Origin of the sequence: Streptomyces pseudovenezuelae (genome assembly GCF_001513955.1) — a bacterium.
Taxonomy (GTDB): domain Bacteria; phylum Actinomycetota; class Actinomycetes; order Streptomycetales; family Streptomycetaceae; genus Streptomyces; species Streptomyces pseudovenezuelae.
On the sequence record NZ_KQ948145.1, the window covers coordinates 742759 to 763761 of the forward strand.

21 protein-coding genes are annotated in these 21003 nt (G+C 73.0%); 3 read left to right on the plus strand and 18 right to left on the minus strand.

Going from position 1 to position 21003, the window contains the following annotated elements; all coding sequences use genetic code 11:
- Window positions 1-5: 5 nt before the first annotated feature.
- From groES to AQI94_RS10705, 3 genes are all read right to left on the minus strand, one after another.
- Window positions 6-314, minus strand: a complete 309-nt coding sequence (gene groES, locus AQI94_RS10695; protein WP_013001368.1) for a co-chaperone GroES — start codon at window positions 312-314, stop codon at window positions 6-8.
- Window positions 315-613: 299 nt separating this feature from the next.
- On the minus strand, window positions 614-1399 hold the full coding sequence (locus AQI94_RS10700; RefSeq protein WP_062229700.1) for a polysaccharide deacetylase family protein: 786 nt from the start codon (window positions 1397-1399) through the stop codon (window positions 614-616).
- Window positions 1396-2331, minus strand: coding sequence for a polysaccharide deacetylase family protein (locus AQI94_RS10705; RefSeq protein WP_051832275.1), 936 nt, complete (start codon window positions 2329-2331; stop codon window positions 1396-1398). The genes AQI94_RS10700 and AQI94_RS10705 overlap by 4 nt, the downstream gene beginning before the upstream one ends.
- Window positions 2332-2422: 91 nt before the next feature.
- On the opposite strand from AQI94_RS10705, the gene AQI94_RS10710 reads away from it, so the two are divergent.
- Window positions 2423-3592, plus strand: coding sequence for a class I SAM-dependent methyltransferase (locus AQI94_RS10710; RefSeq protein ID WP_031046947.1), 1170 nt, complete (start codon window positions 2423-2425; stop codon window positions 3590-3592).
- A gap of 70 nt (window positions 3593-3662) precedes the next feature.
- Here the strand turns inward: AQI94_RS10710 and AQI94_RS10715 are convergent, their stop codons facing one another.
- From AQI94_RS10715 to AQI94_RS10735, 5 genes are all read right to left on the minus strand, one after another.
- The gene (locus tag AQI94_RS10715) at window positions 3663-4937 is read right to left on the minus strand and encodes an RNA polymerase sigma factor (protein WP_031046944.1); all 1275 of its coding nucleotides are present in this window, start codon (window positions 4935-4937) and stop codon (window positions 3663-3665) included.
- A 61-nt stretch (window positions 4938-4998) separates the two neighbouring features.
- The gene (locus AQI94_RS10720) at window positions 4999-5355 is read right to left on the minus strand and encodes a YciI family protein (protein ID WP_031046938.1); all 357 of its coding nucleotides are present in this window, start codon (window positions 5353-5355) and stop codon (window positions 4999-5001) included.
- Window positions 5356-5490: 135 nt separating this feature from the next.
- Complete coding sequence (locus AQI94_RS10725; RefSeq protein WP_031046935.1) at window positions 5491-6900, minus strand: FG-GAP-like repeat-containing protein; 1410 nt, start codon at window positions 6898-6900, stop codon at window positions 5491-5493.
- Between the two features lie 107 nt (window positions 6901-7007).
- On the minus strand, window positions 7008-8042 hold the full coding sequence (locus tag AQI94_RS10730) for an LCP family protein (RefSeq protein ID WP_078902759.1): 1035 nt from the start codon (window positions 8040-8042) through the stop codon (window positions 7008-7010).
- A 263-nt stretch (window positions 8043-8305) separates the two neighbouring features.
- Window positions 8306-9382 carry a LacI family DNA-binding transcriptional regulator gene (locus AQI94_RS10735; protein WP_031046929.1) on the minus strand — a complete coding sequence of 359 codons (1077 nt, stop codon included), beginning with the start codon at window positions 9380-9382 and terminating at the stop codon, window positions 8306-8308.
- Window positions 9383-9513: 131 nt separating this feature from the next.
- Here AQI94_RS10735 and AQI94_RS10740 point away from each other — a divergent pair, with 131 nt between their 5' ends.
- Window positions 9514-11817 carry a beta-xylosidase/alpha-l-arabinosidase gene (locus AQI94_RS10740; protein ID WP_031046926.1) on the plus strand — a complete coding sequence of 768 codons (2304 nt, stop codon included), beginning with the start codon at window positions 9514-9516 and terminating at the stop codon, window positions 11815-11817.
- Window positions 11818-11943: 126 nt separating this feature from the next.
- Here AQI94_RS10740 and AQI94_RS10745 read toward each other — a convergent pair whose 3' ends face one another.
- Genes AQI94_RS10745 through tsaB form a run of 4 tightly spaced genes read right to left on the minus strand, consistent with a single transcriptional unit; the run spans window position 11944 to window position 14453 of the window.
- Complete coding sequence (locus tag AQI94_RS10745; protein WP_031046923.1) at window positions 11944-12198, minus strand: hypothetical protein; 255 nt, start codon at window positions 12196-12198, stop codon at window positions 11944-11946.
- On the minus strand, window positions 12195-13280 hold the full coding sequence (gene tsaD / locus AQI94_RS10750) for a tRNA (adenosine(37)-N6)-threonylcarbamoyltransferase complex transferase subunit TsaD (protein WP_031046921.1): 1086 nt from the start codon (window positions 13278-13280) through the stop codon (window positions 12195-12197). Before tsaD ends, AQI94_RS10745 begins: the two co-directional genes overlap by 4 nt.
- On the minus strand, window positions 13273-13803 hold the full coding sequence (gene rimI, locus AQI94_RS10755; protein WP_031046918.1) for a ribosomal protein S18-alanine N-acetyltransferase: 531 nt from the start codon (window positions 13801-13803) through the stop codon (window positions 13273-13275). Before rimI ends, tsaD begins: the two co-directional genes overlap by 8 nt.
- The gene (gene tsaB, locus AQI94_RS10760) at window positions 13800-14453 is read right to left on the minus strand and encodes a tRNA (adenosine(37)-N6)-threonylcarbamoyltransferase complex dimerization subunit type 1 TsaB (protein WP_031046915.1); all 654 of its coding nucleotides are present in this window, start codon (window positions 14451-14453) and stop codon (window positions 13800-13802) included. The genes rimI and tsaB overlap by 4 nt, the downstream gene beginning before the upstream one ends.
- 178 nt (window positions 14454-14631) lie before the next feature.
- On the opposite strand from tsaB, the gene AQI94_RS10765 reads away from it, so the two are divergent.
- The gene (locus tag AQI94_RS10765) at window positions 14632-15180 is read left to right on the plus strand and encodes a hypothetical protein (protein WP_031046912.1); all 549 of its coding nucleotides are present in this window, start codon (window positions 14632-14634) and stop codon (window positions 15178-15180) included.
- 6 nt (window positions 15181-15186) lie between these two features.
- Here AQI94_RS10765 and AQI94_RS45005 read toward each other — a convergent pair whose 3' ends face one another.
- The 6 genes from AQI94_RS45005 to AQI94_RS10790 form a co-directional block, all read right to left on the minus strand.
- Window positions 15187-15360 carry a hypothetical protein gene (locus AQI94_RS45005; RefSeq protein ID WP_167364494.1) on the minus strand — a complete coding sequence of 58 codons (174 nt, stop codon included), beginning with the start codon at window positions 15358-15360 and terminating at the stop codon, window positions 15187-15189.
- 147 nt (window positions 15361-15507) lie between these two features.
- Window positions 15508-16014, minus strand: coding sequence for a tRNA (adenosine(37)-N6)-threonylcarbamoyltransferase complex ATPase subunit type 1 TsaE (gene tsaE, locus AQI94_RS10770; protein WP_020118568.1), 507 nt, complete (start codon window positions 16012-16014; stop codon window positions 15508-15510).
- The gene (locus AQI94_RS10775) at window positions 15986-17239 is read right to left on the minus strand and encodes an alpha/beta fold hydrolase (RefSeq protein ID WP_062229701.1); all 1254 of its coding nucleotides are present in this window, start codon (window positions 17237-17239) and stop codon (window positions 15986-15988) included. The genes tsaE and AQI94_RS10775 overlap by 29 nt, the downstream gene beginning before the upstream one ends.
- A 72-nt stretch (window positions 17240-17311) precedes the next feature.
- The gene (gene alr, locus AQI94_RS10780; protein ID WP_062229702.1) at window positions 17312-18481 is read right to left on the minus strand and encodes an alanine racemase; all 1170 of its coding nucleotides are present in this window, start codon (window positions 18479-18481) and stop codon (window positions 17312-17314) included.
- A 119-nt stretch (window positions 18482-18600) separates the two neighbouring features.
- The gene (locus tag AQI94_RS10785) at window positions 18601-19224 is read right to left on the minus strand and encodes a M23 family metallopeptidase (RefSeq protein WP_031054369.1); all 624 of its coding nucleotides are present in this window, start codon (window positions 19222-19224) and stop codon (window positions 18601-18603) included.
- A 203-nt stretch (window positions 19225-19427) separates the two neighbouring features.
- Window positions 19428-20861 carry an NAD(P)H-hydrate dehydratase gene (locus AQI94_RS10790; RefSeq protein WP_062229703.1) on the minus strand — a complete coding sequence of 478 codons (1434 nt, stop codon included), beginning with the start codon at window positions 20859-20861 and terminating at the stop codon, window positions 19428-19430.
- Between the last annotated feature and the right edge of the window lie 142 nt (window positions 20862-21003).

A 21003-nucleotide genomic window follows, 5' to 3' on the forward strand; every position in this document is an offset into this window, starting at 1 on the left:
GTGGACTACTTCTCGATGACCGCGAGCACGTCGCGGGACGAGAGGACGAGGTACTCCTCGCCGTTGTACTTCACCTCGGTGCCGCCGTACTTGCTGTACAGCACGATGTCGCCGACCTTGACGTCGAGCGGCAGGCGCTCGCCGTTCTCGAAGCGGCCCGGACCCACGGCGAGGATGACGCCCTCCTGGGGCTTCTCCTTCGCGGTGTCCGGGATGACCAGGCCAGAGGCGGTGGTCTGCTCGGCGTCGAGCGGCTGGACCACAATGCGGTCCTCGAGCGGCTTGATGGCAACCTTGGAGCTGGTGGTCGTCACGATCCGACCTCCCCCTTCGGAGATCTCACGGGGTTAACTGTCTGAGGTGGCGACCAGGTGGATCCGTCGTCGCGGGTGCCGGACCTGCCCGTCGCTGTGTTGGCACTCTCCAGGGGGGAGTGCCAGACCCGAGACTATGACCGTGATTAGCACTCGGTCAAGCGGACTGCTAATTCGCCGCGCGGGCTGACCGGAATTCGGGTGCGGGTGGGCGGGGTGACCGTCCCTGGGGGCTGCCGCCCCCAGACCCCCGCTTCGGCCCGAACGGCCTCGTCCTCAAACGCCGGACGGGCTGCCACTTACAGGTAGTCCTCCAAGCGCCCCACCGTCAGTCCCCGACGCTGGATCTCCCGGAGCACGGCCGTCGTCCGTTCCGTCAGGGTCGGGCCCGTCGCCTGTCCCGACGTCATCGACACGATGTCGCCCGCCCTGAGCCCCCGCGTCTCTCCCTCCGGCGGCACGCTCCACAGCACCACCGCCGAGAGCCCGCAGTCGGCCGCCGCGCGCAGGGTCGTGCGGTCGTACGTGCCATAAGGCGGCCGCAACAGCCGCGGCCGGACGCCGAAGCGGGACCGCACCTTCTCCTGCTGGCCGCAGATCTCGGCGCGCTGGCCGGTGTAGGGCAGGCCGCGCAGGGCGGGGTGGTCGAGGGTGTGGTTCTGGATGCTCGCGCCGACCGACTGCAGGCGCGCGAAGTGGCCGTACCCGGGGCCGACGACGCTGTCCGTGAGGAACATGCTGACGGGCAGCCGCAGTTCACGGACGAGCTCGACGAACCGCGGGTCCTTCTCCGCGCCGTCGTCGTAGGTGAGGAAGACGACCTTGTCGGACGTCTCGACGCGCCGCACGACCGGCGGCAGTCCGTCGCGGTCCGCCCTCGCGCGGGCCGGCACCCGCGGGGGCGCGGGCAGCGGGGCCGGCAGGCCCCAGTGGCGGTACGGCCGTCCGTCCGCCCTCGCCGGCCCGTACGACCCCACCCGCTGGGCCGCCTTCTTCCCGAGCCGTTCGATGGGGTCGACGGACTGGGCGCAGCCGGTGAGCAGCACGGCCGCCAGCCCGGCGGCGACAAGGGTCCGCGCTCTCACAGGTAGTCCTCGAGTCGTGCGACGGCGTACCCCTCGGCCGTGACCTTGTCCAGGAAACGGCGGACCATGTCGGTCATCGTGCCCTTCCAGTCCTGCCGGCCCCGGAAGTGGCTGAGCACGATGTCGCCGGGGTGGATCCTCTGGTCCCACTCGCGGTACTCCCAGTGGTCGACGAAGACCTCCTCGTTCCAGATCGGCGCGTACCTGATGCCGCAGGACCTGGCCGCGCGCAGGGTGTCCTCGTTGTAGTTGCCGTAGGGCGGGCGGAAGAGGGCGGGCCGCTCGCCGTAGTGCCTCTCGACGACGTCCTGCATCCCACAGATCTCGTGCCTCTGGCGGGCGTACGACAGCCCGGGCAGGTAGGGGTGGTGGAGCGTGTGGTTGTTCAGTACGACCCCGCTGTCCCGCATCTTCCGGAAGTAGCCGTAGTCGTCCTTGATCAGGTAGCCGCTGAGGAAGGCGGTGTACGGGATCTGCAGGTCGCTCATCATCCGCAGGAACGCGGGGTCCTTCTCGGCGCCGTCGTCGAGGGTGAGGAAGACGATCTTCTGCTCGGTGGGGATCGTGGTGAAGACCGGGGGCAGGCCCTTCTCCTCGTGGCCCTCGACCTCGAAGCCGCGGCGGGTGGTGATGCGGGGCTTGGTCACGGGCGCGGGCGGGGCCGTCAGCGGGACCCTTTTCAGCCCCCAGCGCCGGGCGGTGGCGATCCGGGTCTGCTCGGCGCGGAGCCTGGCGGCCCGGATGAGCGTCTTGTCGGCCTGGAGGTCGGCGGCGGGGGCCGGGGGCGCCTTGAGGGGTTGCCGCGGCCGGGAGTCGCTCCCCTCCGGGCGGGCGCAGCCGGAGAGCAGGGCGGCCACGGCCAGGAGGACGAGTCCGCCGCGGATCGACACCCTCAACGCACCATTTTTATCATTTTGTCCCACTGTTCCCATGGCGCCGGATCCTCGCAGGTCACGGCGTCGCTCCCGGGCCGACACCGCCGCTCGGAGGCGGACCGTCCACCGACTGGCCCACAATGACCCGGTGAACGACCTCGCCCCCCTCCTCACCCCCGAGGGCCGTGCCCTCCTCGACGACGTGCGCGGCACCGCCCCCGCCGACGAACTCGCCGTCGCCACCCGGCTGCGCCGCGAGCATCCCGCCGAACTGGTCTCCGCGGCGCTCGGCCAGGCCCGGCTGCGGCAGCGGGCGGTGGCGAAGTTCGGGGCCGAGGACGCGGAGCGGATGTTCTTCACACCGAACGGGGTCGAGCAGTCGACGCGGGCGAGCGTGGCGGCGTACCGGGCCGGGCGGCTGAAGTCGCTGGGCGTCACCTCGGTCGCCGATCTGTGCTGTGGGATCGGCGGTGACGCGATCGCGCTGGCCCGGGCCGGGATCCGGGTCCTCGCGGTGGACCGGGACCCGCTGACGGCGGCGGCCGCCCGGGCGAACGCGGACGCGCTGGGACTCGCCGGCCTGATCGACGTACGGGAGGCGGACGTCACGGAGGTCGACACGGCCTCGTACGACGCCGTGTTCGTGGATCCGGCGCGGCGGGGCGGACGGGGCCGCATCTTCGATCCGGAGGCCTACTCGCCGCCCCTGTCGTGGGCCGTGCGGGCGGCGCTCAGGGCCCCGCACGCCGCGCTCAAGGTCGCGCCGGGCATCCCGCACGAGGCGGTTCCCGCGCAGGCCGAGGCGGAGTGGATCTCCGACGGCGGGGACGTGAAGGAGGCGGTGCTCTGGTTCGGCGGCACCGCACCGGGCGGCGTGCGGGCGACGCTGCTGCCGGGCCCGCGAACGCTGCCGGGCCGGGGGCTGCCCGATCCCGAAGTCCGTTCCGTGGGGCGGTACTTGTACGAGCCCGACGGTGCCGTCATCCGGGCCCATCTGGTCGCCGAGGTGGCGCAGGAGGTCGAGGGCGGACTCGTCGACGCCACCATCGCGTACGTGACCTCGGACGCCCTGCACACGAGCCCGTACGCCACCGCCTACGAGATCACCGACCGGCTCCCCTTCAACGTGAAGAAGCTGAAGGCGCTGCTGCGCGAGCGGGAGGTCGGGATCCTGACCGTGAAGAAGCGGGGGTCGGCCGTCGAACCGGAGGAGCTGCGGCGCAAGGCGCTCCCGAAGCCACAGGGACCGAACGCGGTGACGGTGTTCCTCACCCGGGTGGCGGGGGCACCGACGATGCTGCTGGGTCATCCCGCCTGACGGCGATGGGCCGGACCGTGCGCCGACCGCCGGGGGCGGCCGGTGCGTCGGCGTTACGGAGTCAAAGGGTTCACGAACCGCCGCCCAGGCTCGTGGCCCTGTCCAGCAGCAGCTCCCGCTCCCGTTCGTTGCGGGTCAGCGCGGCCGCTCGCTCGAACTCGGCCCGCGCCTCCGTCGTACGGCCCAGGCGGGCCAGGAGGTCGCCGCGCACGCTCGGCAGCAAGTGGTAGTCGAGCAGGGCGGGTTCGTCGGCGAGCGCGTCGACGATCTCCAGGGCCGGGCCCGGTCCCTCGGCCATCGAGACCGCGACCGCGCGGTTGAGTTCGACGACCGGGGAGGGGGCGCGGGCGGCGAGCAGGGCGTAGAGGGTGGCGATGGCCTGCCAGTCGGTCTCGTCGTAGGAGTACGCGTGCGCGTGGCAGGCGGCGATGGTGGCCTGGAGGACGTAGGGGCCCGGCGCCCCGGCGGAGGTGGTCTCGGCGCGGGCCAGGGCCTTGATGCCGCGGGCGATGAGCATGCGGTTCCAGCGGCTGCGGTTCTGGTCCTTGAGGAGGACGGGTTCGCCGCGCGGTCCGGTACGGGCGGCCGTGCGGGAGGCCTGGAACTCCAACAGGGCCGCCAGGCCGTGCACTTCGGGTTCCTTGGGCATCAGGGCGGCCAGCAGGCGGGCCAGCCGCAGGGCGTCCTCGCAGAGAGAGGGGCGCAGCCAGTCGTCGCCGGCGGTGGCCGCGTACCCCTCGTTGAAGATGAGGTAGATGACGTCCAGGACCGAGCCGAGCCGGGCCTCGCGGTCGGGGCCGTAGGGCACCTCGAAGGCGATGTTCTTCGTGGCGAGGGTCCGCTTGGCGCGCACGATGCGCTGGGCGACCGTGGCCTCCGGGACGAGGAAGGCGCGGGCGATCTCGGGGGTGCTCAGGCCGCCGAGCAGGCGCAGGGTGAGGGCGGTGCGGGCCTCCGCGGACAGCACCGGGTGGCAGGTGGTGAAGACGAGCCTGAGCAGGTCGTCGTCGATGTCCTCGGGGTCGGACGGCTCCTCGGGCGGGACGGTCTCCGACAGGTCCCGGCCGATCTCGGCCAGCTTGCGGGCGTAGTTCTCCCGGCGGCGGACCAGGTCCACGGCCCGGCGGCGCGCGATGGCCATGAGCCAGGCGCCCGGGTTGTCGGGGACGCCGTCGCGCGGCCACTGCTCCAGCGCGGCGACCAGGGCGTCCTGGGCGAGCTCCTCGGCGATGCCGACGTCCCGGACGACACGGGTGACACCGGCGATGATGCGCGGCGACTCCATGCGGAAGACGGTCTCGACGGAGGATCGGGCGTCGGTGCGGGAGGGCTGTGAGGTGGTCACAGCCCCCCATTCGACACCGTTACGGCCGTGCAGCCAAGGAAGACGTACCGGCCCCCGGGGCTCAGCCCTCGACGATCTCCCGCACCTCGCAGGTGACCGTCCAGTGCTCCTCGTGGACCTTCAGGAAACGCTTGGTCCACTCGATCGCCTCGGCCATGTCCTTGGCCTGCACGATGGCGTACCCGCCGACGACCTCCTTGGCCTCGGTGAAGGGACCGTCGGTCACCGACAGCTGCCCCTTCTCCCAGCGCACCCGGGTCCCCTGCGCGGTCGGCATGAGCCCTGCGGTGTCGAGCAGCACCCCGGCCTTCGTCATCTCCTCGATCAGCTCGCCCATGCGCTGCATCAGCGCGTCGCTGGGGCCCTCGGCGGGGGCGGTCTTCTCGTCGATCTGGACCATCGACAGGTAACGCGGCATGGTGACTCCTCGGTCTGCGGGGCCGGTCCTTCCCGGCCTCTCACCAGTGCGTCGATCGGGAGAGGCCGGGATCGACAGACCCCGCGGATTTCTTCGGAGTTTTTTTTACGGCCCCTCAATCAGGGCCCTGACCTGCTAGGACAGCGAGCCGCCGAAGGACGCCCGCTCGATGGGCGCCCCGACCGTGCGGGGGCCGAAGGTGAACGCCGCGTCCGTCACGATGCCGGTCGGACGGCCGCGCAGCGACCAGACCGCGCCTTCACCGCTGTTCCCGCCCTCGACCATGTTCTCGCGGGGCGCCGCCGCAGCGAGGTCCGCGTAGGCGTTGCCGTTGATGTCGAGAAGGTTGACCGCGGCGCCGAAGTTGTCGCCCGACTCGGCGGCGCCGGGCACGCCCTCGGTGTCCTGGGTGAAGCCCTGGGAGCCCTTGCCGGTCAGGCCGTCGCGGCTGCCGTAGAGGACGTTGACCATGCCGGCCCCGGCCTTGTCGCCGAGCATCTCGCCGGGCGCGCCCACCGCCACGTCGGCGTAGCCGTCGCCGTTGACGTCACCGGCCGCCACCGCGTCGCCGAAACGGTCCTCCTCCTCCTTGCCGCCGGGGACGTCCGCGGTGTCCTGGCTGTACGACTTCCAGGTCGACTGCGGCTTCAGACCGGAGGCCGAGCCGAGGGCCACGGTGACCGTCGAGTCGTTCGGGACACCCCGGACGAGGTCGCCGTAGCCGTCGTGGTTGACGTCGCCGAAGGCCACCTGGCCGCTGCCCTCGGGGGAGGCGGCATAGGTGAAGGCGCCTCCGGAGGGGTTGGACAGGTAGAGCTGGGAGCCGACGCCGCCGTCGCCGGTGTAGACGGTCAGCGCGAGGTCGTCGCGGCCGTCGCCGTTGACGTCCCCGGCGGCCGCGTACATCACGTCGAAGGGGTCCACCTTGGTCGAGCCGAAGTCCTTTACGGCGGTCGGCTTCCCGTCCCGGGAGATCGGGCCCCGCCAGACGGTGGCCTCGGTGCCGAGCGGGTCGTCGCCCGGGGCCCGGCCGCCGCGGAACAGGACCAGGTCCGGCCAGGTGTCACCGTCGAAGTCGCCCGCCTGGGTGGTCGCCGCGGGCACGGACACTCCGCCGGACAGGCCCTCCTTGGCGCCCCAGACGACGACCGCGTCCCGGGTCGAGGAGGCCTGACCGATGATCAGGTCGGTGCGCCCGTCGCCGTCCAGGTCCCCCGTGGACAGCTGGTAGCCGAAGTTCTCGCCCGCGGCGGGGTCGCCCGGGATGCCGCTGGTGGAACGGCTGATGGTGACGCGGTTGTCCTTGGTCAGGCCGTGCGGGCCGCCGTACATGACGGTGACGTAGCCAGCCCCCGGCTTGCCGCCGATCGTGGCGGTCGGGGCGCCGACGGCGAGGTCCTTGTAGCCGTCGCCGTTGAAGTCGTCCTGGACGGCCTTCGATTCGGCGGCCGAGGCGCTGCCCGCGAGGGCGGGAATGCCGCCGAGCGCGAGCACTCCGGCGATCAGCGGCACGGACCATGCTTTGTACATACGCGAGTTGGACATCTGTGTTCCCCCTGGTTACTGCAGTGTGGTCACCGCAACAGACATCCCTGGGCGCTCGATGGTTGCAGGAGCCGCCCCGCATTTCACTGGACACGTCAAGCCGAACCTCAGCGCAGCGACTCCCACAGCTCACTCGCCGCCGGTTCCTTCGCCACCACCCGGTTGGGGTTCGAGGGCGCAGTGACCACCGGCATGGTCACCGTCTTCACGTCGTCGCTCGACAGGCCCTTCAGGCTCTCGCCGAGGCTCGTCAGCTCGGCCAGGGAGTCGAGGCCGGTGTCGGTGGTGAGGCTGCCGGTGACGGCGTCGGCGACGGAGTACAGCTTGGCGGGGCTGGTCAGGAGACTGGTCGAGGAGATCTGCTCCAGCAGGGCCTTGACCAGCTTCTGCTGGAGGCCTATGCGGCCCAGGTCGCTGCCGTCGCCTATGCCGTGCCGGGTGCGGGCGAGCGCGAGGGCCTGCTGTCCGTCCAGGTGGTGGGTGCCCGCCTTCAGACGCAGGTGGCTGTCGTCGTCGTCGATGTCCTCGTCCGTGGTCACCGTGACTCCGCCGAGGGCGTTCACCAGCTTCGCGAAGCCCGAGAAGTCGATCTCGATGTAGTGGTCCATGCGGACGTCCGTGATCGACTCGACGGTCTTGACCGCGCACGCCGGACCGCCCACCGCGTAGGCGCTGTTGAACATCGAGCCGTACGACACCGCCGTGGACCTCCCGCTCTCCAGCGGGCAGGACGGGCGGGTGACGAGGGTGTCGCGGGGGATGCTGACGACGGTGGCCGTGGTGCGGCCCGCGTCGATGTGGACGACCATCGCGGTGTCGGACCGGGCGCCGGTGCTGCTGCCGCCGCCGAGCGCCTCGTTCTCCTTGCCGCTGCGCGAGTCGGACCCCAGGACCAGGATGTTCACGGCCTCGGTGGGCAGCGGCGCGTCCTGCGAGGCCGTGGGGGTCGGGGTCGCCCTGGCGGGGCGGTCGTCGCCGAGCGCGCTGTTGATGTCGACGCTCTTGATGTTGCTGTTGAGGTGCCAGTACGCCCAGCCCGCCGCGGCACATCCCGTGACCAGCGCACCCGCCAGGGTGAGGCCGACGGCCTTCAGCACTCTCGGCCGCCGGCCCACTCGTCTGCCCTCGTCGTCTCCGGTCACAGGCAGGAACGTAAGTCCGAATTATTACGTGGAACGCCACCCGGACGGCTTTCTTCGGAAAATCTCAGACTTCTCATCCCAGCGTCACCGAACCGCCGTCCGCGACGGACCATCCGAAACTTTCGGCCGTACAACCGACTGGCTTCGGAGGAGTGGGGGCGCGGGCACTCAGGTCGTCGAGGTCACCCACCCAGGGACGCGGGGAACCGCGCGGCCGGCCCCCACCAGCCCGCACCCGCCCCACAACCCGGCCCGGCGCCCCGCTAGGCGCCCCGCTCCGGCCCGTCGTAGCGCGCCGTACTGCTCCGCACCACCAGGCTCGTCGCCAGTTCCACGCGGGTCGCCGCCGGGCTGCCGCCCTCCCGGCCCAGGTCGAGGACCAGCTTGGCCGCGGCCTCGGCCATCTCGGTGAGCGGCTGCCGTACGGTCGTCAGCGGCGGCCCCACCCAGCGGGCCACCGGAAGGTCGTCGAAGCCGACGACGCTCAGGTCCTCCGGGATGCGCAGCCCCAGCTCGCGGGCCGCCTCGTACAGGCCCAGCGCCTGGAGGTCGTTGCCGGCGAAGACCGCGGTGGGCCGGTCCGGGCGGCGCAGCAGCTCCAGGCCCTGGCGGTAGCCGGTCTCGTGGTGGAAGTCGCCCGCCATGATCAGCTCGGGGTCGACGGGCAGCCCCGCGGTCTCCAGGGCCGCCCGGTAGCCGTCGACACGGGCGCGGCTGCACATCATGCGCGAGGGCCCGCTGATCGCACCGATCCTGCGGTGGCCCAGCTCGACCAGATGGCGGGTCGCGGCGAGCCCGCCCTGCCAGTTGGTCGCGCCGATGGAGGGCACGTCGGCGCCCGGATCGCCGGCCGGGTCCATCACCACGAACGGGATCGACCTGCTGCCCAGCAGCGCGCGCTGGGACTCGTCGAGCCCGGACAGCACGAGGACGACCCCGTAGGGGCGGCGGGCGGCGACCTGGTCGGCCCAGGTGCGCCCCGGGGTGAGCCGCCCGGCGCTCTCGCTCAGCACCACGCTGAGACCGGCGTCGCGGGCGACGTTCTCCACCCCCCGGATGACCTCCATCGCCCACGCGCTCTCCAGCTCGTGGAAGACCAGGTCGATCAGGGGCGAACGGCTCGCCTCGGCACGCCGGCGCCGGTAGCCGTGCGCGCGCAGCAGGTCCTCGACGCGGGCGCGGGTCGCGGGCGCGACGTCGGCCCGGCCGTTGAGGACCTTCGAAACTGTCGGCGCCGAGACGCCGGCCTCCCGCGCGATCTCGGCCAGTGTGGCCGTCTGTGGCGACCGTCCTGCCGTCGGGGAAGTCGTCCGGGTTTCAGCGGGCTCCGGGGGTGTCATGGCGGCGATCGTATCCCTGCGCGACCTCTTGACGAACCCTCCTGACGGCCCTAGGTTCCCAAAACATTCGGATTACATATCGAAACATTCGCGAGGTCGTCGACCTGACAGTCGAGCCCGACAGGAGTTACATGACCACCGCGCCCTGGCGTGACCCCGCCCTGACCGCCTCCGCCCGCGTCGACGACCTGCTCTCCCGGATGACCCTGGAGGAGAAGACCGCCCAGCTCTACGGCGTGTGGGTGGGCGCCAGCACGGACGGGGACGGAGTCGCCCCCCTCCAGCGCGAGATGACCGCCGACTACGACTGGGACGAGCTGATCACCCGGGGGCTCGGCCAGCTCACCCGCCCCTTCGGCACCGCCCCCGTGGACCCGGCGCTGGGCGCGCAGGCACTGGCCCGCGCCCAGCGCCGTATCGCCGAGGCAGGCCGCTTCGGCATCCCGGCCCTGGCCCACGAGGAGTGCCTGGCCGGCTTCACCACCTGGCAGGCCACCGCCTACCCGGTCCCGCTCGCCTGGGGCGCGAGCTGGGACGCCGGGCTGGTCGAGGAGATGGCCGGCGCCATCGGCCGCGACCTGCGCGCGGTCGGCGTCCACCAGGGCCTGGCCCCCGTTCTGGACGTCGTCCGCGACCCGCGCTGGGGACGGGTCGAGGAGACGATCGGCGAGGACCCGTACCTGGTGGGCACGATCGGCGCCGCCTACGTCCGCGGCCTGGAGTCGGCCGGGATCGTCGCCACGCTCAAGCACTTCGCCGGGTACGCCTCCTCGGCCGGCGCCCGCAACCTCGCGCCCGTGCGCGCGGGCGTGCGCGAGTTCGCCGACATCACCCTGCCGCCCTTCGAGTTCGCGCTGCGCGAGGGCGGGGCGCGTTCGGTGATGGCCGCGTACACCGACACCGACGGCGTCCCGGCCTCCGCCGACCCCGGCCTGCTGACCGAACTGCTGCGCGAGGAGTGGGGGTTCACCGGCACGGTGGTCGCCGACTACTTCGGCGTCGGCTTCCTGCAGACCCAGCACCGGATCGCCGGCACCGAGGCGGGCGCGGCGCACGCGGCCCTGGCGGCGGGCCTCGACGTCGAACTGCCCACCCTCAAGTGCTACGGCACCCCCCTGATCGAGGCCGTCCGCGCGGGCGAGATCCCCGAGGCGCTGATCGACCGGGCGGCCCGCCGGGTCCTGCTCCAGAAGTGTGAGCTGGGCCTCCTGGACGCGAACTGGAGCCCGGAGCCCACCGAGCGGATCGACCTCGACTCGACGGCGAACCGGGCCCTGGCCCGCCGCCTCGCCGAGGAGTCGGTGGTCCTCCTCGACAACCCGGACGGCCTGCTCCCGCTGGCCCCGGACACCCGGATCGCGGTGGTCGGCCCCCGCGCCGCCGACGCCCTCGCCATGCTGGGCTGCTACTCCTTCCCCTCCCATGTCCTCACCCACCACCCCGACATCCCCACGGGCATCGAGATCCCCACGGTCCTCCAGGCGCTGCGCACCGAACTTCCCGACGCCAAGGTGACGTTCACCGAGGGCTGCGGGGTCGACGACCCGGACACCGGGGGCTTCGAGGAGGCGGTGGCCCGGACGGCCGAGGCGGACGTCTGCGTGGCGGTGCTCGGCGACCGGGCGGGCCTGTTCGGCCGGGGCACCTCGGGCGAGGGCTGCGATGTGACGGACCTCCGGCTGCCGGGCGTGCAGGGTGAGTTGCTGGACTCGCTGGTCGCCACCGGCGTCCCGGTCGTGCTGGTCCTGCTGACCGGCCGCCCCTACGCGCTCGGCCGCTGGGACGGCCGGCTCGGCGCGGTGGTTCAGGCCTTCTTCCCCGGCGAGGAGGGCGGCCCGGCCGTCGCGGGCGTGCTGTCGGGCCGGGTCAACCCCTCGGGCCGCCTTCCGGTGAGCGTGCCGCGGGTGCCCGGCGGCCAGCCGTGGACCTACCTCCAGCCGCCGCTCGGCCTCGCGGGCGAGGTCAGCAACCTGGACCCGACCCCGCTGTACGCCTTCGGACACGGGCGCTCCTACACGGAGTTCGTGTGGGAGGACTTCACGGGCGGGACACCGGCGGAGATCGGCACGGACGGCACGTACGACGTGTCGCTGACCGTGCGCAACGCGGGGGGCCGGGCGGGTGCCGAGGTCGTCCAGCTGTATCTGCACGACCCGGTGGCCTCGGTGACCCGCCCGGACGTCCGCCTGATCGGTTACCAGCGGCTGGAACTGGAGCCGGGTGCGTCCCGCCGCGTGACCTTCAACTTCCACGCCGAACTGTCGGCCTTCACCGACCGCAGGGGCCGCCGCGTCGTCGAACCGGGCGACCTGGAGCTCAGGCTGTCGGCGTCGAGCGCACAGGTCCGCCACACCGCACCGCTACGTCTCACAGGCCCGGCACGAGAGGTCGGCCCGGACCGCCGGCTGCGCTGCGAGACGGAGGTGACCGGCTGAACCCGGCCCACCACCGATGCACGGCCCAGTGCCGGCGTCGAGCACGCAGGCCCGGCGCGGGAGCTGGGCCCGGACCGTCGACCGCGCTGCGGGACAGAGCCGGCGGACTGAGCCCGGCCTACCGGCTCAGTCCGCCACCGTCTCGAACCGCCACCGGTGCACGGCCCGCGTGACCAAGTCAGCGCCCGGCTCCGGGAGTTCGGGCAGCTCGGCGTCGTAGGCCGCGTCCCACCACGTGATGACGAGGACGCGGTCCTGCGGCGCCCGGAAGGTCTCGCGCCGCAACGGCCGTACGGCAAGCTCCTGTCGGCGGGCCCAGGCCAGCAACTCCTCGCCGCGGCCCTCGACCGCCCGGGCCTCCCACATCAGCGCGACGGTCACGAGTAGAGGTTCTCCTTGCTGACCTCGTGCACATGGTCGTGGCCCGGCACGTGCGGGTCGGTCACCGGCAGGGAGGAGTCGGCGGAGAGGTCCCAGCTGGAGGCGGGGCGGCCCCGGGCCACCATCTCCGCGCCGAGGGCGGCGACCATCGCGCCGTTGTCGGTGCACAGCTTGGGCCGCGGGACCCGCAGGCGGATCCCGGCGGCCTCGCAGCGCTCCTGGGCCAGGGCCCGCAGCCGGGAGTTGGCGGCCACACCGCCGCCGATCATCAGGTGGTCGACGCCCTCGTCCTTGCAGGCGCGCACGGCCTTGCGGGTCAGCACGTCCACCACCGCCTCCTGGAAGGAGGCCGCCACGTCACGCACCGGCACCTCCTCACCCGCGGCCCGCTTGGCCTCGATCCAGCGGGCGACCGCCGTCTTCAGTCCGGAGAAGGAGAAGTCGTACGCCGGGTCGCGCGGCCCGGTCAGTCCGCGCGGGAACGCGATCGCCGAGGGGTCGCCCTCGCGCGCGTACCGGTCGATGACCGGGCCGCCCGGGAAGCCGAGGTTCAGCACCCGGGCGATCTTGTCGAAGGCCTCGCCGGCCGCGTCGTCGATGGTCGCGCCCATCGGCCGGACGTCGGAGGTGATGTCGCTCGACAGCAGCAGCGAGGAGTGCCCGCCGGAGACCAGCAGCGCCATCGTCGGCTCGGGCAGCGCCCCGTGCTCCAGCTGGTCGACGCAGATGTGCGAGGCGAGGTGGTTGACGCCGTACAGGGGCTTGCCGAGCGCGTAGGCGTACGCCTTCGCGGCGGACACCCCGACGAGCAGCGCGCCGGCGAGTCCGGGGCCCGCGGTGACGGCGATGCCGTCGAGGTCCTTCGCGGAGACACCGGCCTCCTTCAGGGCGCGCTCGACGGTCGGCACCATCGCCTCCAGGTGCGCCCTGCTGGCCACCTCCGGCACCACGCCACCGAACCGGGCGTGCTCGTCGACGCTGGACGCGATGGCGTCGGCCAGCAGGGTGGTCCCCCGGACGATGCCGACGCCGGTCTCGTCACAGGAGGTCTCGATGCCCAGGACAAGCGGTTCGTCAGCCATTGATCTCGGTTCCTCGTTCGGATGTCGACACCGCGGCGGAGCCGCTGTCGGATGCTGTGGTCAGTCGCATGACCAGGGCGTCCACGTTGCCCGGCTGGTAGTAGCCGCGGCGGAACCCGATGGCCTCGAAGCCGAAGCGCTCGTAGAGCTTCTGGGCGCGGATGTTGTCGATCCGGCACTCCAGCATCACTTCGGCGCACTCGAAGGCCGTCGCGGCCCGCAGCAGCTCGGTCAGCAGCACCGAGCCGAGTCCGGTGCCCCAGTGGTCGCGGGCGACCGCGATCGTCTGGACGTCGGCCAGCTCACCGGCGGAGGCGAGCCCGGCGTAGCCCACGATCCGCTCGCCCTCCTCGGCCACCACGTAGCGCCGGGTGGCCTCGGGCCCGCGGGAGTGCGCGAGTTCGGACCAGAACATGCCGCGGGACCAGGCGTCCTCCGGGAAGAGGTCCTTCTCCAGCTCCAGCACGGGGTCGATGTCCCACCAGCGCATCTCACGCAGCACGGGATTCACGGGTGTGGTCACTTGGGGGTGACCACCTTGTAGTTCTTGGGCACCTGCGCGTCGGGCCGCCGCAGATACAGCGGCCGCGGGGCCGGCAGGTCCTGCCCGGCCTCGATCCGCTCGGCGGCGAGGGCGGCGAGCGCGGCGGCCGACACGTGCTCGGGCTCGCGGGCGTCCGGGAAGATGTCGGGGTAGAGCAGCGCCCCGGCGCCGACCGCGGGCAGCCCCTCGACCTGCTCGGCGATGTCGGCGGGCCGGTCCACCGCGGGCTCGCTCACGCGGGTGCGCGGGTCGGAGTAGGTGGCCCAGTAGACCTCCTTGCGCCGCGCGTCGGTCGCCACGACGAAGGGGCCCTCGACGTCGGCCTCGTGGGCGAGTCCGTCCAGGGTGCACACCCCGTGCACCGGGATGCCGAGCGCGAGCCCGAAGGTGTCGGCGGTCATGAGCCCGACGCGCAGTCCGGTGTAGGGCCCGGGTCCGATTCCCACGACGATCCCGGTGACCGCGTCCAGCTTCACCCCCGCGTCCGAGAGCACCCGGTCGACGGCCGGCAACAACAGCTCCCCGTGCCGACGCGCGTCCACCTGACGGAACGAGGCGACGACGTCCCGCCCGTCATGCAGGGCGACGGTCACGGCGGGGGTGGCGGTATCCAGAGCGAGCAAGAGCACGCAAACAGCCTACGGCTCCGGGAGGACCTGAGCGGCCGCAGGCCGCAACCGGGGCTCGAAGGGGGTACCGGGGGGGCGGCGCCGCCGCGTGTGCGCGGCCGACCGCGACGGCACGGGACCCGCTCGCCGACCTGCTACGGTCGCCACAAATCAGGACCAAGTACTCAAGAGGTGACCGGTGGCAACCAGCAATGCGACCTTCGTGACCGCCCTCACCGCAGCGGCCCTCGCGACGGTCGGCTTCCTCGCCTATCAGGCCGCCGCGACGGTCCCCACCAGGACAGCGGCCGGAAGCACCTCCGCGGCCATCGCCTCCAAGGTCCCCCGCGACAAGCTGGACCCCGCCGCCCTCCCGCCGGGCTCCGGCGCCGGCGAACGGGTCGTGTACTCCCTGGACGACAACCGCGTCTGGCTGGTCGCCTCCGGCGACCATGTCATCCGCACCTTCGAGGTCACCCCCGGCACCATCGACCCCGCCCCCGGCGTCTACGAGGTCACCTCCCGCTCGAACTCGGTGACCGGCACCGACGGCATCCCGATCGAGCACGTGGTCCGCTTCACCAGCGTCGACGGCGTGGTGATCGGCTTCAGCGCGGCGGTGCGGGAGGCGGGAGCCGGCGCCACCGCGACCGCGGTGCCCACCGGCGGCATCCGGGAGTCACGCCGGGACGGCGACGCGATGTGGGGCTTCGCGACGATCGGGGCGCGGGTCGCGGTGATCCACTGACCCCGCTCAGGCCGCCTGGGGACGCTCGGCGGCGGCCGCCCGCGCCGTCCCCGGATCGGGCACCCGCGGGGGCGTGGAGACGGCCTCCGCCGCCGCGCAGGACGCCAGCAGATCACGCATGGACACACCGCCGACGAGCGCGTACGGCTGCGGCTTGGACCGCTTCTCGGTGGCCGACATGGACGCCTCCTGAAGTTCGGGGGCGGCGTAGTTAGGTAGACCTAACCACGAGCTGGGTACCATGTGACCACGCACAGGACATCCAAGGCAACATCTTGCCGACGGATTGTCGGAACGTTCACGGAAACGCGCGGAAACGCGCGGTACTCAGGCGGTGAGCACGCCGAGGTCGGCGGTCGCCCACCGCTCCCCGACCGGAGTGAACGTCACGTGCCGCACCTCGTCGGTGGTGTCACCGACCGCGCGGTGGATCTGCACCTGGAGCCGGTCCTCGGTCAGTTCCTCGACCTTGCCCTCGCCCCACTCCACGACGATCACCGACTCCGGCAGCGACACGTCGAGATCGAGGTCCTCCATCTCGTCGAGCCCGCCGCCCAGCCGGTACGCGTCCACGTGGACCAGCGGCGGCCCGTCCCCCAGGGAGGGATGCACCCGGGCGATCACGAAGGTCGGCGAGGTGACGGCCCCCCGCACCCCGAGGCCCTCACCGAGTCCGCGGGTCAGTGTCGTCTTGCCCGCGCCGAGTTCCCCGCTGAGCATCACGAGGTCCCCGGCGCGCAGCAGCTTGGCGAGCTTCAGGCCCAGCTCGCGCATCTGCTCGGGGGAGGTGACGGTCAGCTCGGTCTCAACCGGGTTGCGCGGTACTGCTTCCATAACCGCCAACGGTAGCCCCTGCGGGCACCGCGCCCGCGCGGGTGAGCAGGTCGGCGAGGCGGTCGGTGACCGCTTCCGGGTGTTCCAGCATGACGAGGTGACCGGCGTCGGGGACCAGCACCAGCTCCGCCTCCGGCAGCAGGGAGGCGATCGCCTCGCTGTGCTCGCTGGGCGTGACCATGTCGCCCACCCCGGCGAGGACCAGCACCGGCTTGTCCGCGAAGTGGACGAGGGCGGCGGTCTTGTCGTGGCTGTCGAACGCCGGGTAGTACTCGGCGACGACGTCGATCGGGGTGCCCTCGATCATCCGCTCGGCGAACCGGACGACGGCCGGGTCGACGTCCCGGGAGGCGAAGGAGTACCGCTTGATGATCCCGGCGAACAGGTCGGCGGTGGCCCGCCGTCCCTTCTCCACCAGGTCGGCCCGCTGCCCCAGCGCCTTGAGGACGCCCGGCAGCACCCGCCGCACGGCGTTGACGCCCGCGACGGGCAGCCCGAAGTTGACCTCGCCGAGCCGTCCGGACGACGTGCCGACCAGGGCCACCGCGACCACCCGGTCCCGGATCAGCTCGGGGTACCGGTCGGCCAGGGCCATGACGGTCATCCCGCCCATGGAGTGCCCGACGAGCACGATCGGCCCCTCGGGCACGGCCGCGTCGATGACGGCCTTCAGGTCCTGCCCGAGCTGCTCGATGTCGACCGGCACCCCGTCCTGCACCTGCCGCACACCCCGCCCGGACCGCCCGTGGCTGCGCTGGTCCCAGTGCACGGTCCGTACGACACCGCGCAGCGCCGCCCGCTGGAAGTGCCAGGAGTCCTGGCTGAGGCAGTACCCGTGGCTGAAGACGACGGTGACGGGCGCGGGGGCCTTGCGCCCGAACAGCCGGCGCCGGCGCGGCGACAGCGCGGGCACCGCCTCCGGGTCGACGTCGTCGACCTCGTAGTACAGCTCGGTGCCGTCGTCGGCGTACGCCTTGCCGGGGGTGCCGCGCAGGGAGCCGTACGGCCCGGTCGAGTCCAGGGCGAGCCGCGCCCGCTGCCGCATCCCGCGCCCGACGGTGAGCCGCTCCAGGGCCACGCCCGCCGCCGCGCCGGCGGCGATCACGCCTATCGCGGCGCCGGCGATCCCGGTCGCCCGGCGCCAGCCGGCACCCGCCCCCGTCGCGGAGGCGAGGGCCACCGACGCGGCGGCGTCGACGACGGCCTCCGCACTGCTCTCGCTCACGTACCGCTCCTGTTCACTGGGTCGGGTGATACCGGTGTCGCACGACTGGCTGTTCTGACGCGCACTGTGCGGTTACCCCGCTTGTTCCTCGTTCACATAGACGCGGGGAACGCGTGTTCCGATGCGGGTCACGATTTCGTAGGCGATGGTGCCCGCGGCCTGCGCCCAGTCCTCGGCGGTGGGCTCGCCGCGGTCGCCGGGGCCGAAGAGCACGGCCCGGGTGCCGGTGGGCGGCTCGTCGCCGCCGAGGTCCACGACGAACTGGTCCATGGCGATCCGCCCGGCGACCGTACGCCACTTGCCGTCGACCAGGACCGGTCCGGCCCCGGAGGCGTGCCGCGGGATGCCGTCCGCATAGCCGACCGGCACGAGGCCGAGGGTGGTTTCACCGGGGGTGACGTAGTGATGGCCGTAGCTGACGCCATGGCCGCCCGGGACCCGCTTGACCAGCGCGATCGACGCCGACAACGTCATCACCGGGCGCAGTCCGAAGTCGGCGGGGACGCCGAGCTCGGGGCTCGGCGAGATGCCGTAGGTCGCGATGCCGGTGCGGACCAGGTCGAAGTGGCTCTCCGGAAGGGTGAGCGTGGCGGGCGAGTTGGCGATGTGGCGCACCTCGGGGCGCACGCCCCGGCCCTCGGCGTACGCCAGCATCTCCCGGAAGAGGGTGAGCTGGGCGGCGATCGAGGGATGCCCCGGCTCGTCGGCGCAGGCGAAGTGCGACCAGAGGCCGGTGACGGTGAGAAGTCCTTCGGACTGGGCGCGCAGGGCCTCGGCGACCAGCTCGGCCCAGTCCTCGCCCGGCTGGCAGCCGTTGCGCCCGAGACCGGTGTCGGCCTTGAGCTGCACGCGCGCGGGGACGCCGGCTTCGCGGGCCGCCGCGACGAGCTCCCGCAGCGCCCACAGCCCGCTGACGGAGACGTCGAGGTCGGCCTCGATCGCCTCCCGCCAGGGGCCGCCGGGCGTCCACAGCCAGCACATGATCCGCCCCGGCAGCCCGGCCTCGCGCAGCGCCAGAGCCTCCTCCGGCGTGGCGGTCCCGAGCCAGCGCGCGCCCGCCTCGACCGCGGCGCGGGCACAGGGCACCGCGCCGTGGCCGTACGCGTCGGACTTGACCACGGCCATGACGGCGGCGCCCGGCGCGTGGGCGCGCAGGGCCCGCACGTTGGCCCGCAGCGCGGCCAGGTCGATCTCGGCGCGGGCACGCAGCGGTGCGGTCGGGGCAGTTGCTGTCTCGTTCATGGCGCCCCCAGTGTCTCAGAGGCCACCGACACCGCCGATGAGCACGTCCCGGGATGCACCCAGGACGCACCCACGCGCGCGACAGGCGGGTGTCCGCGCGGGTCGGGGGATCGGGCGGGTCAGAGGATCAGACCGTGCCGGGCCAGGTACTTCACCGGGTCGATGTCGGAGCCGTACGGGCGCCGGGCGCGCACCTCGAAGTGCAGGTGCGGGCCGGTGGCGCGTCCGGTGGCGCCGCTGCTCCCGAGCCGGGTGCCGGCCTTGACCTTGGCGCCCCGTGCGACCGAGATGCGCGACAGGTGGGCGTAGAGGACGTACCGGGAATCGCTCAGCTTGATCGTCACGGCCTTTCCGTACGACCCCGACCAGCTGGCCAGGACGACGACGCCGGTGCCCACGGCGTAAACCGGGGTCCCCTTCGCCACGGCAAGATCCACTCCGGTGTGGTAACCGGCCAGCCAGTTTCCCCGCACCCCGTAGCGCATGGTCACCCTGGCCCGCTTCCGGATGGGGCGACTCCATTTGGCCGGTGCGAGGGCGCGGTCGCTGACCTCGACATCCTCGACGCCCGCGAGTTGCTCCTCGAATTCCGCGTCGTAGTCGCTGCCGCAGTTGCCGCCGGGCTCTTCCTCTAAGGGTTCCGGGTGGTCCCCGCGGAAACCGAGAACGGGACTCCCCAGAACGACTGCGGCTCCTCCCAGCAATTCACGCCGGCTGGTGCCTCGTATCTTTGGCTCATCCATGCGGCCAGCGAAACATCGCCCTTTCGGCTCCGCATATTCGGCCGAGCGGTATTGGTCCCATCAGGTACTAGTTGGCGGCCACTCGTCCGTTTGCCGGTCCGTGACGTGGCGGGCGGTTGCCGGGGGGCAGCGGCGGGGGCATGTTTCGCCGTCACCGGTGGCACCGGCCCCGCGCGGGTCACCGGCGCGCGACCGGTCTCCCCTCACGCGTCCGTGACGTCCCGCCAGGCCGCCGGCACCGCCTCGGCCACGTCGTGCGCCCCCACCGGCGCCCCGTCCGCCGCGAACCGGCCGGCGAGGCCGTGCAGGTAGGCGCCCACGCTTCCGGCGTCCAGGGCGCTCAGCCCGGACGCGAGCAGGGACCCCGCGAGGCCGGACAGGACATCCCCGCTGCCGGCGGTGGCCAGCCATGCCGTCCCGGTCGGGTTCACGCGTACGGCGCCGCCGCCCGCGTCGGCGACCAGCGTGGTCGAGCCCTTGAGCAGCACCGTCGCGCCGTAGCGCCCGGCGAGTTCCCGCGCCGAGGCCAGCCGGGCCCCCTCGACCTCCTCGCGCGGCACCCCGAGGAGCGCGGCGGCCTCTCCGGCGTGCGGGGTCATGAGGGTCGGCGCGGTACGCGCGCGTACGGCGTCCCGGTCGGCGAGGCGCAGCCCGTCCGCGTCGACGAGCACCGGCACCTCCGACGCCAGCACCTCGCCCACGGCCGAGGCGTCGTCCCCGGCCCCCGGTCCGACCACCCACGCCTGCACCCGCCCGGCGTGCCTCGGCCCCCGGTCGGAGACGAGCGTCTCGGGGAAGCGGGCGATCACGGCGTCCGCGGCGGGCCCGACGTACCGCACGGCCCCGGCGCCGCCCCGCAGCGCCCCGTACACGGCGAGCACGGCGGCTCCCGGATACCGCGCGGACCCGGCGGCGATCCCGACGACTCCGCGCCGGTACTTGTCGCTCTCCCCGCCCGGCACCGGCAACAGCCGCCGTACGTCGGCGTGTTGCAGCGCCTCCAGTTCGGCCTGCGGGGGAAGGGACAGCCCGATGTCGACGAGCCGCACCGACCCCGCGTGCTCCCGCGCGGGATCGATCAGCAGACCCGGCTTGTGCGTCCCGAAGGTGACGGTCAGGTCGGCGCGTACGGCCGCCCCCCGCACCTCCCCGGTGTCGGCGTCGACACCGCTCGGCAGATCGACGGCGACGACGGCGGCGCGGGCCCGCTCGGCGACCTCGGCCAGCCGGGCCGCGTCGGGCCGCAGCCCGCCCTTGCCGCCGATCCCGACGATCCCGTCGAGGAGGAGGTCGGCCTGCTCGATCAGCCGCTCGGCGCCCTCGACCCCCACGGCCCGCCCCCCGGCCCGCCGCAGCGCGGCCAGACCCGCCGAGTGGGCACGCTCGGGCGCGAGCAGCACGGCGGCCACGCCGGCGCCCCGCCGCGCCAGCCGGGCTCCCGCGTAGAGGGCGTCCCCGCCGTTGTCGCCGCTCCCGACGAGCAGCACGACCCTGCGGCCGTACACCCGCCCCAGCAGGTCGGCGCAGGCGGCGGCGAGCCCGGCCGCCGCCCGCTGCATCAGCGCGCCCTCCGGCAGCCGCGCCATCAGCTCCCGCTCGGCGGCCCTGACCGTCTCCACGTTGTACGCAGTACGCATGGATCCGAGTCTCCCCCGTCACGGGCGGAGATGAACGGGACGGGCCCGGGCGAAGGCGACCTGAAGGGCGACACCGCCGGGAGAGGCCGGAACGATCAGTTCCGGCCGCCGACGGGCAAATACGGGTGCCTGAAAGCGCATT

Excerpts from the sequence above, each read along its gene's own strand:
- AQI94_RS10705 (WP_051832275.1), bottom strand. The coding sequence starts at position 2,331 with ATGGGAACAGTGGGACAAAATGATAAAAATGGTGCGTTGAGGGTGTCG.
- AQI94_RS10720 (WP_031046938.1), bottom strand. The coding sequence starts at position 5,355 with ATGCCGCGTTACCTGTCGATGGTCCAGATCGACGAGAAGACCGCCCCC.
- AQI94_RS10725 (WP_031046935.1), bottom strand. The coding sequence starts at position 6,900 with ATGTCCAACTCGCGTATGTACAAAGCATGGTCCGTGCCGCTGATCGCC.
- AQI94_RS10735 (WP_031046929.1), bottom strand. The coding sequence starts at position 9,382 with ATGACACCCCCGGAGCCCGCTGAAACCCGGACGACTTCCCCGACGGCA.
- AQI94_RS10740 (WP_031046926.1), top strand. The coding sequence starts at position 9,514 with ATGACCACCGCGCCCTGGCGTGACCCCGCCCTGACCGCCTCCGCCCGC.
- tsaD (WP_031046921.1), bottom strand. The coding sequence starts at position 13,280 with ATGGCTGACGAACCGCTTGTCCTGGGCATCGAGACCTCCTGTGACGAG.
- AQI94_RS45005 (WP_167364494.1), bottom strand. The coding sequence starts at position 15,360 with ATGTCGGCCACCGAGAAGCGGTCCAAGCCGCAGCCGTACGCGCTCGTC.
- tsaE (WP_020118568.1), bottom strand. The coding sequence starts at position 16,014 with ATGGAAGCAGTACCGCGCAACCCGGTTGAGACCGAGCTGACCGTCACC.
- alr (WP_062229702.1), bottom strand. The coding sequence starts at position 18,481 with ATGAACGAGACAGCAACTGCCCCGACCGCACCGCTGCGTGCCCGCGCC.
- AQI94_RS10785 (WP_031054369.1), bottom strand. The coding sequence starts at position 19,224 with ATGGATGAGCCAAAGATACGAGGCACCAGCCGGCGTGAATTGCTGGGA.
- AQI94_RS10790 (WP_062229703.1), bottom strand. The coding sequence starts at position 20,861 with ATGCGTACTGCGTACAACGTGGAGACGGTCAGGGCCGCCGAGCGGGAG.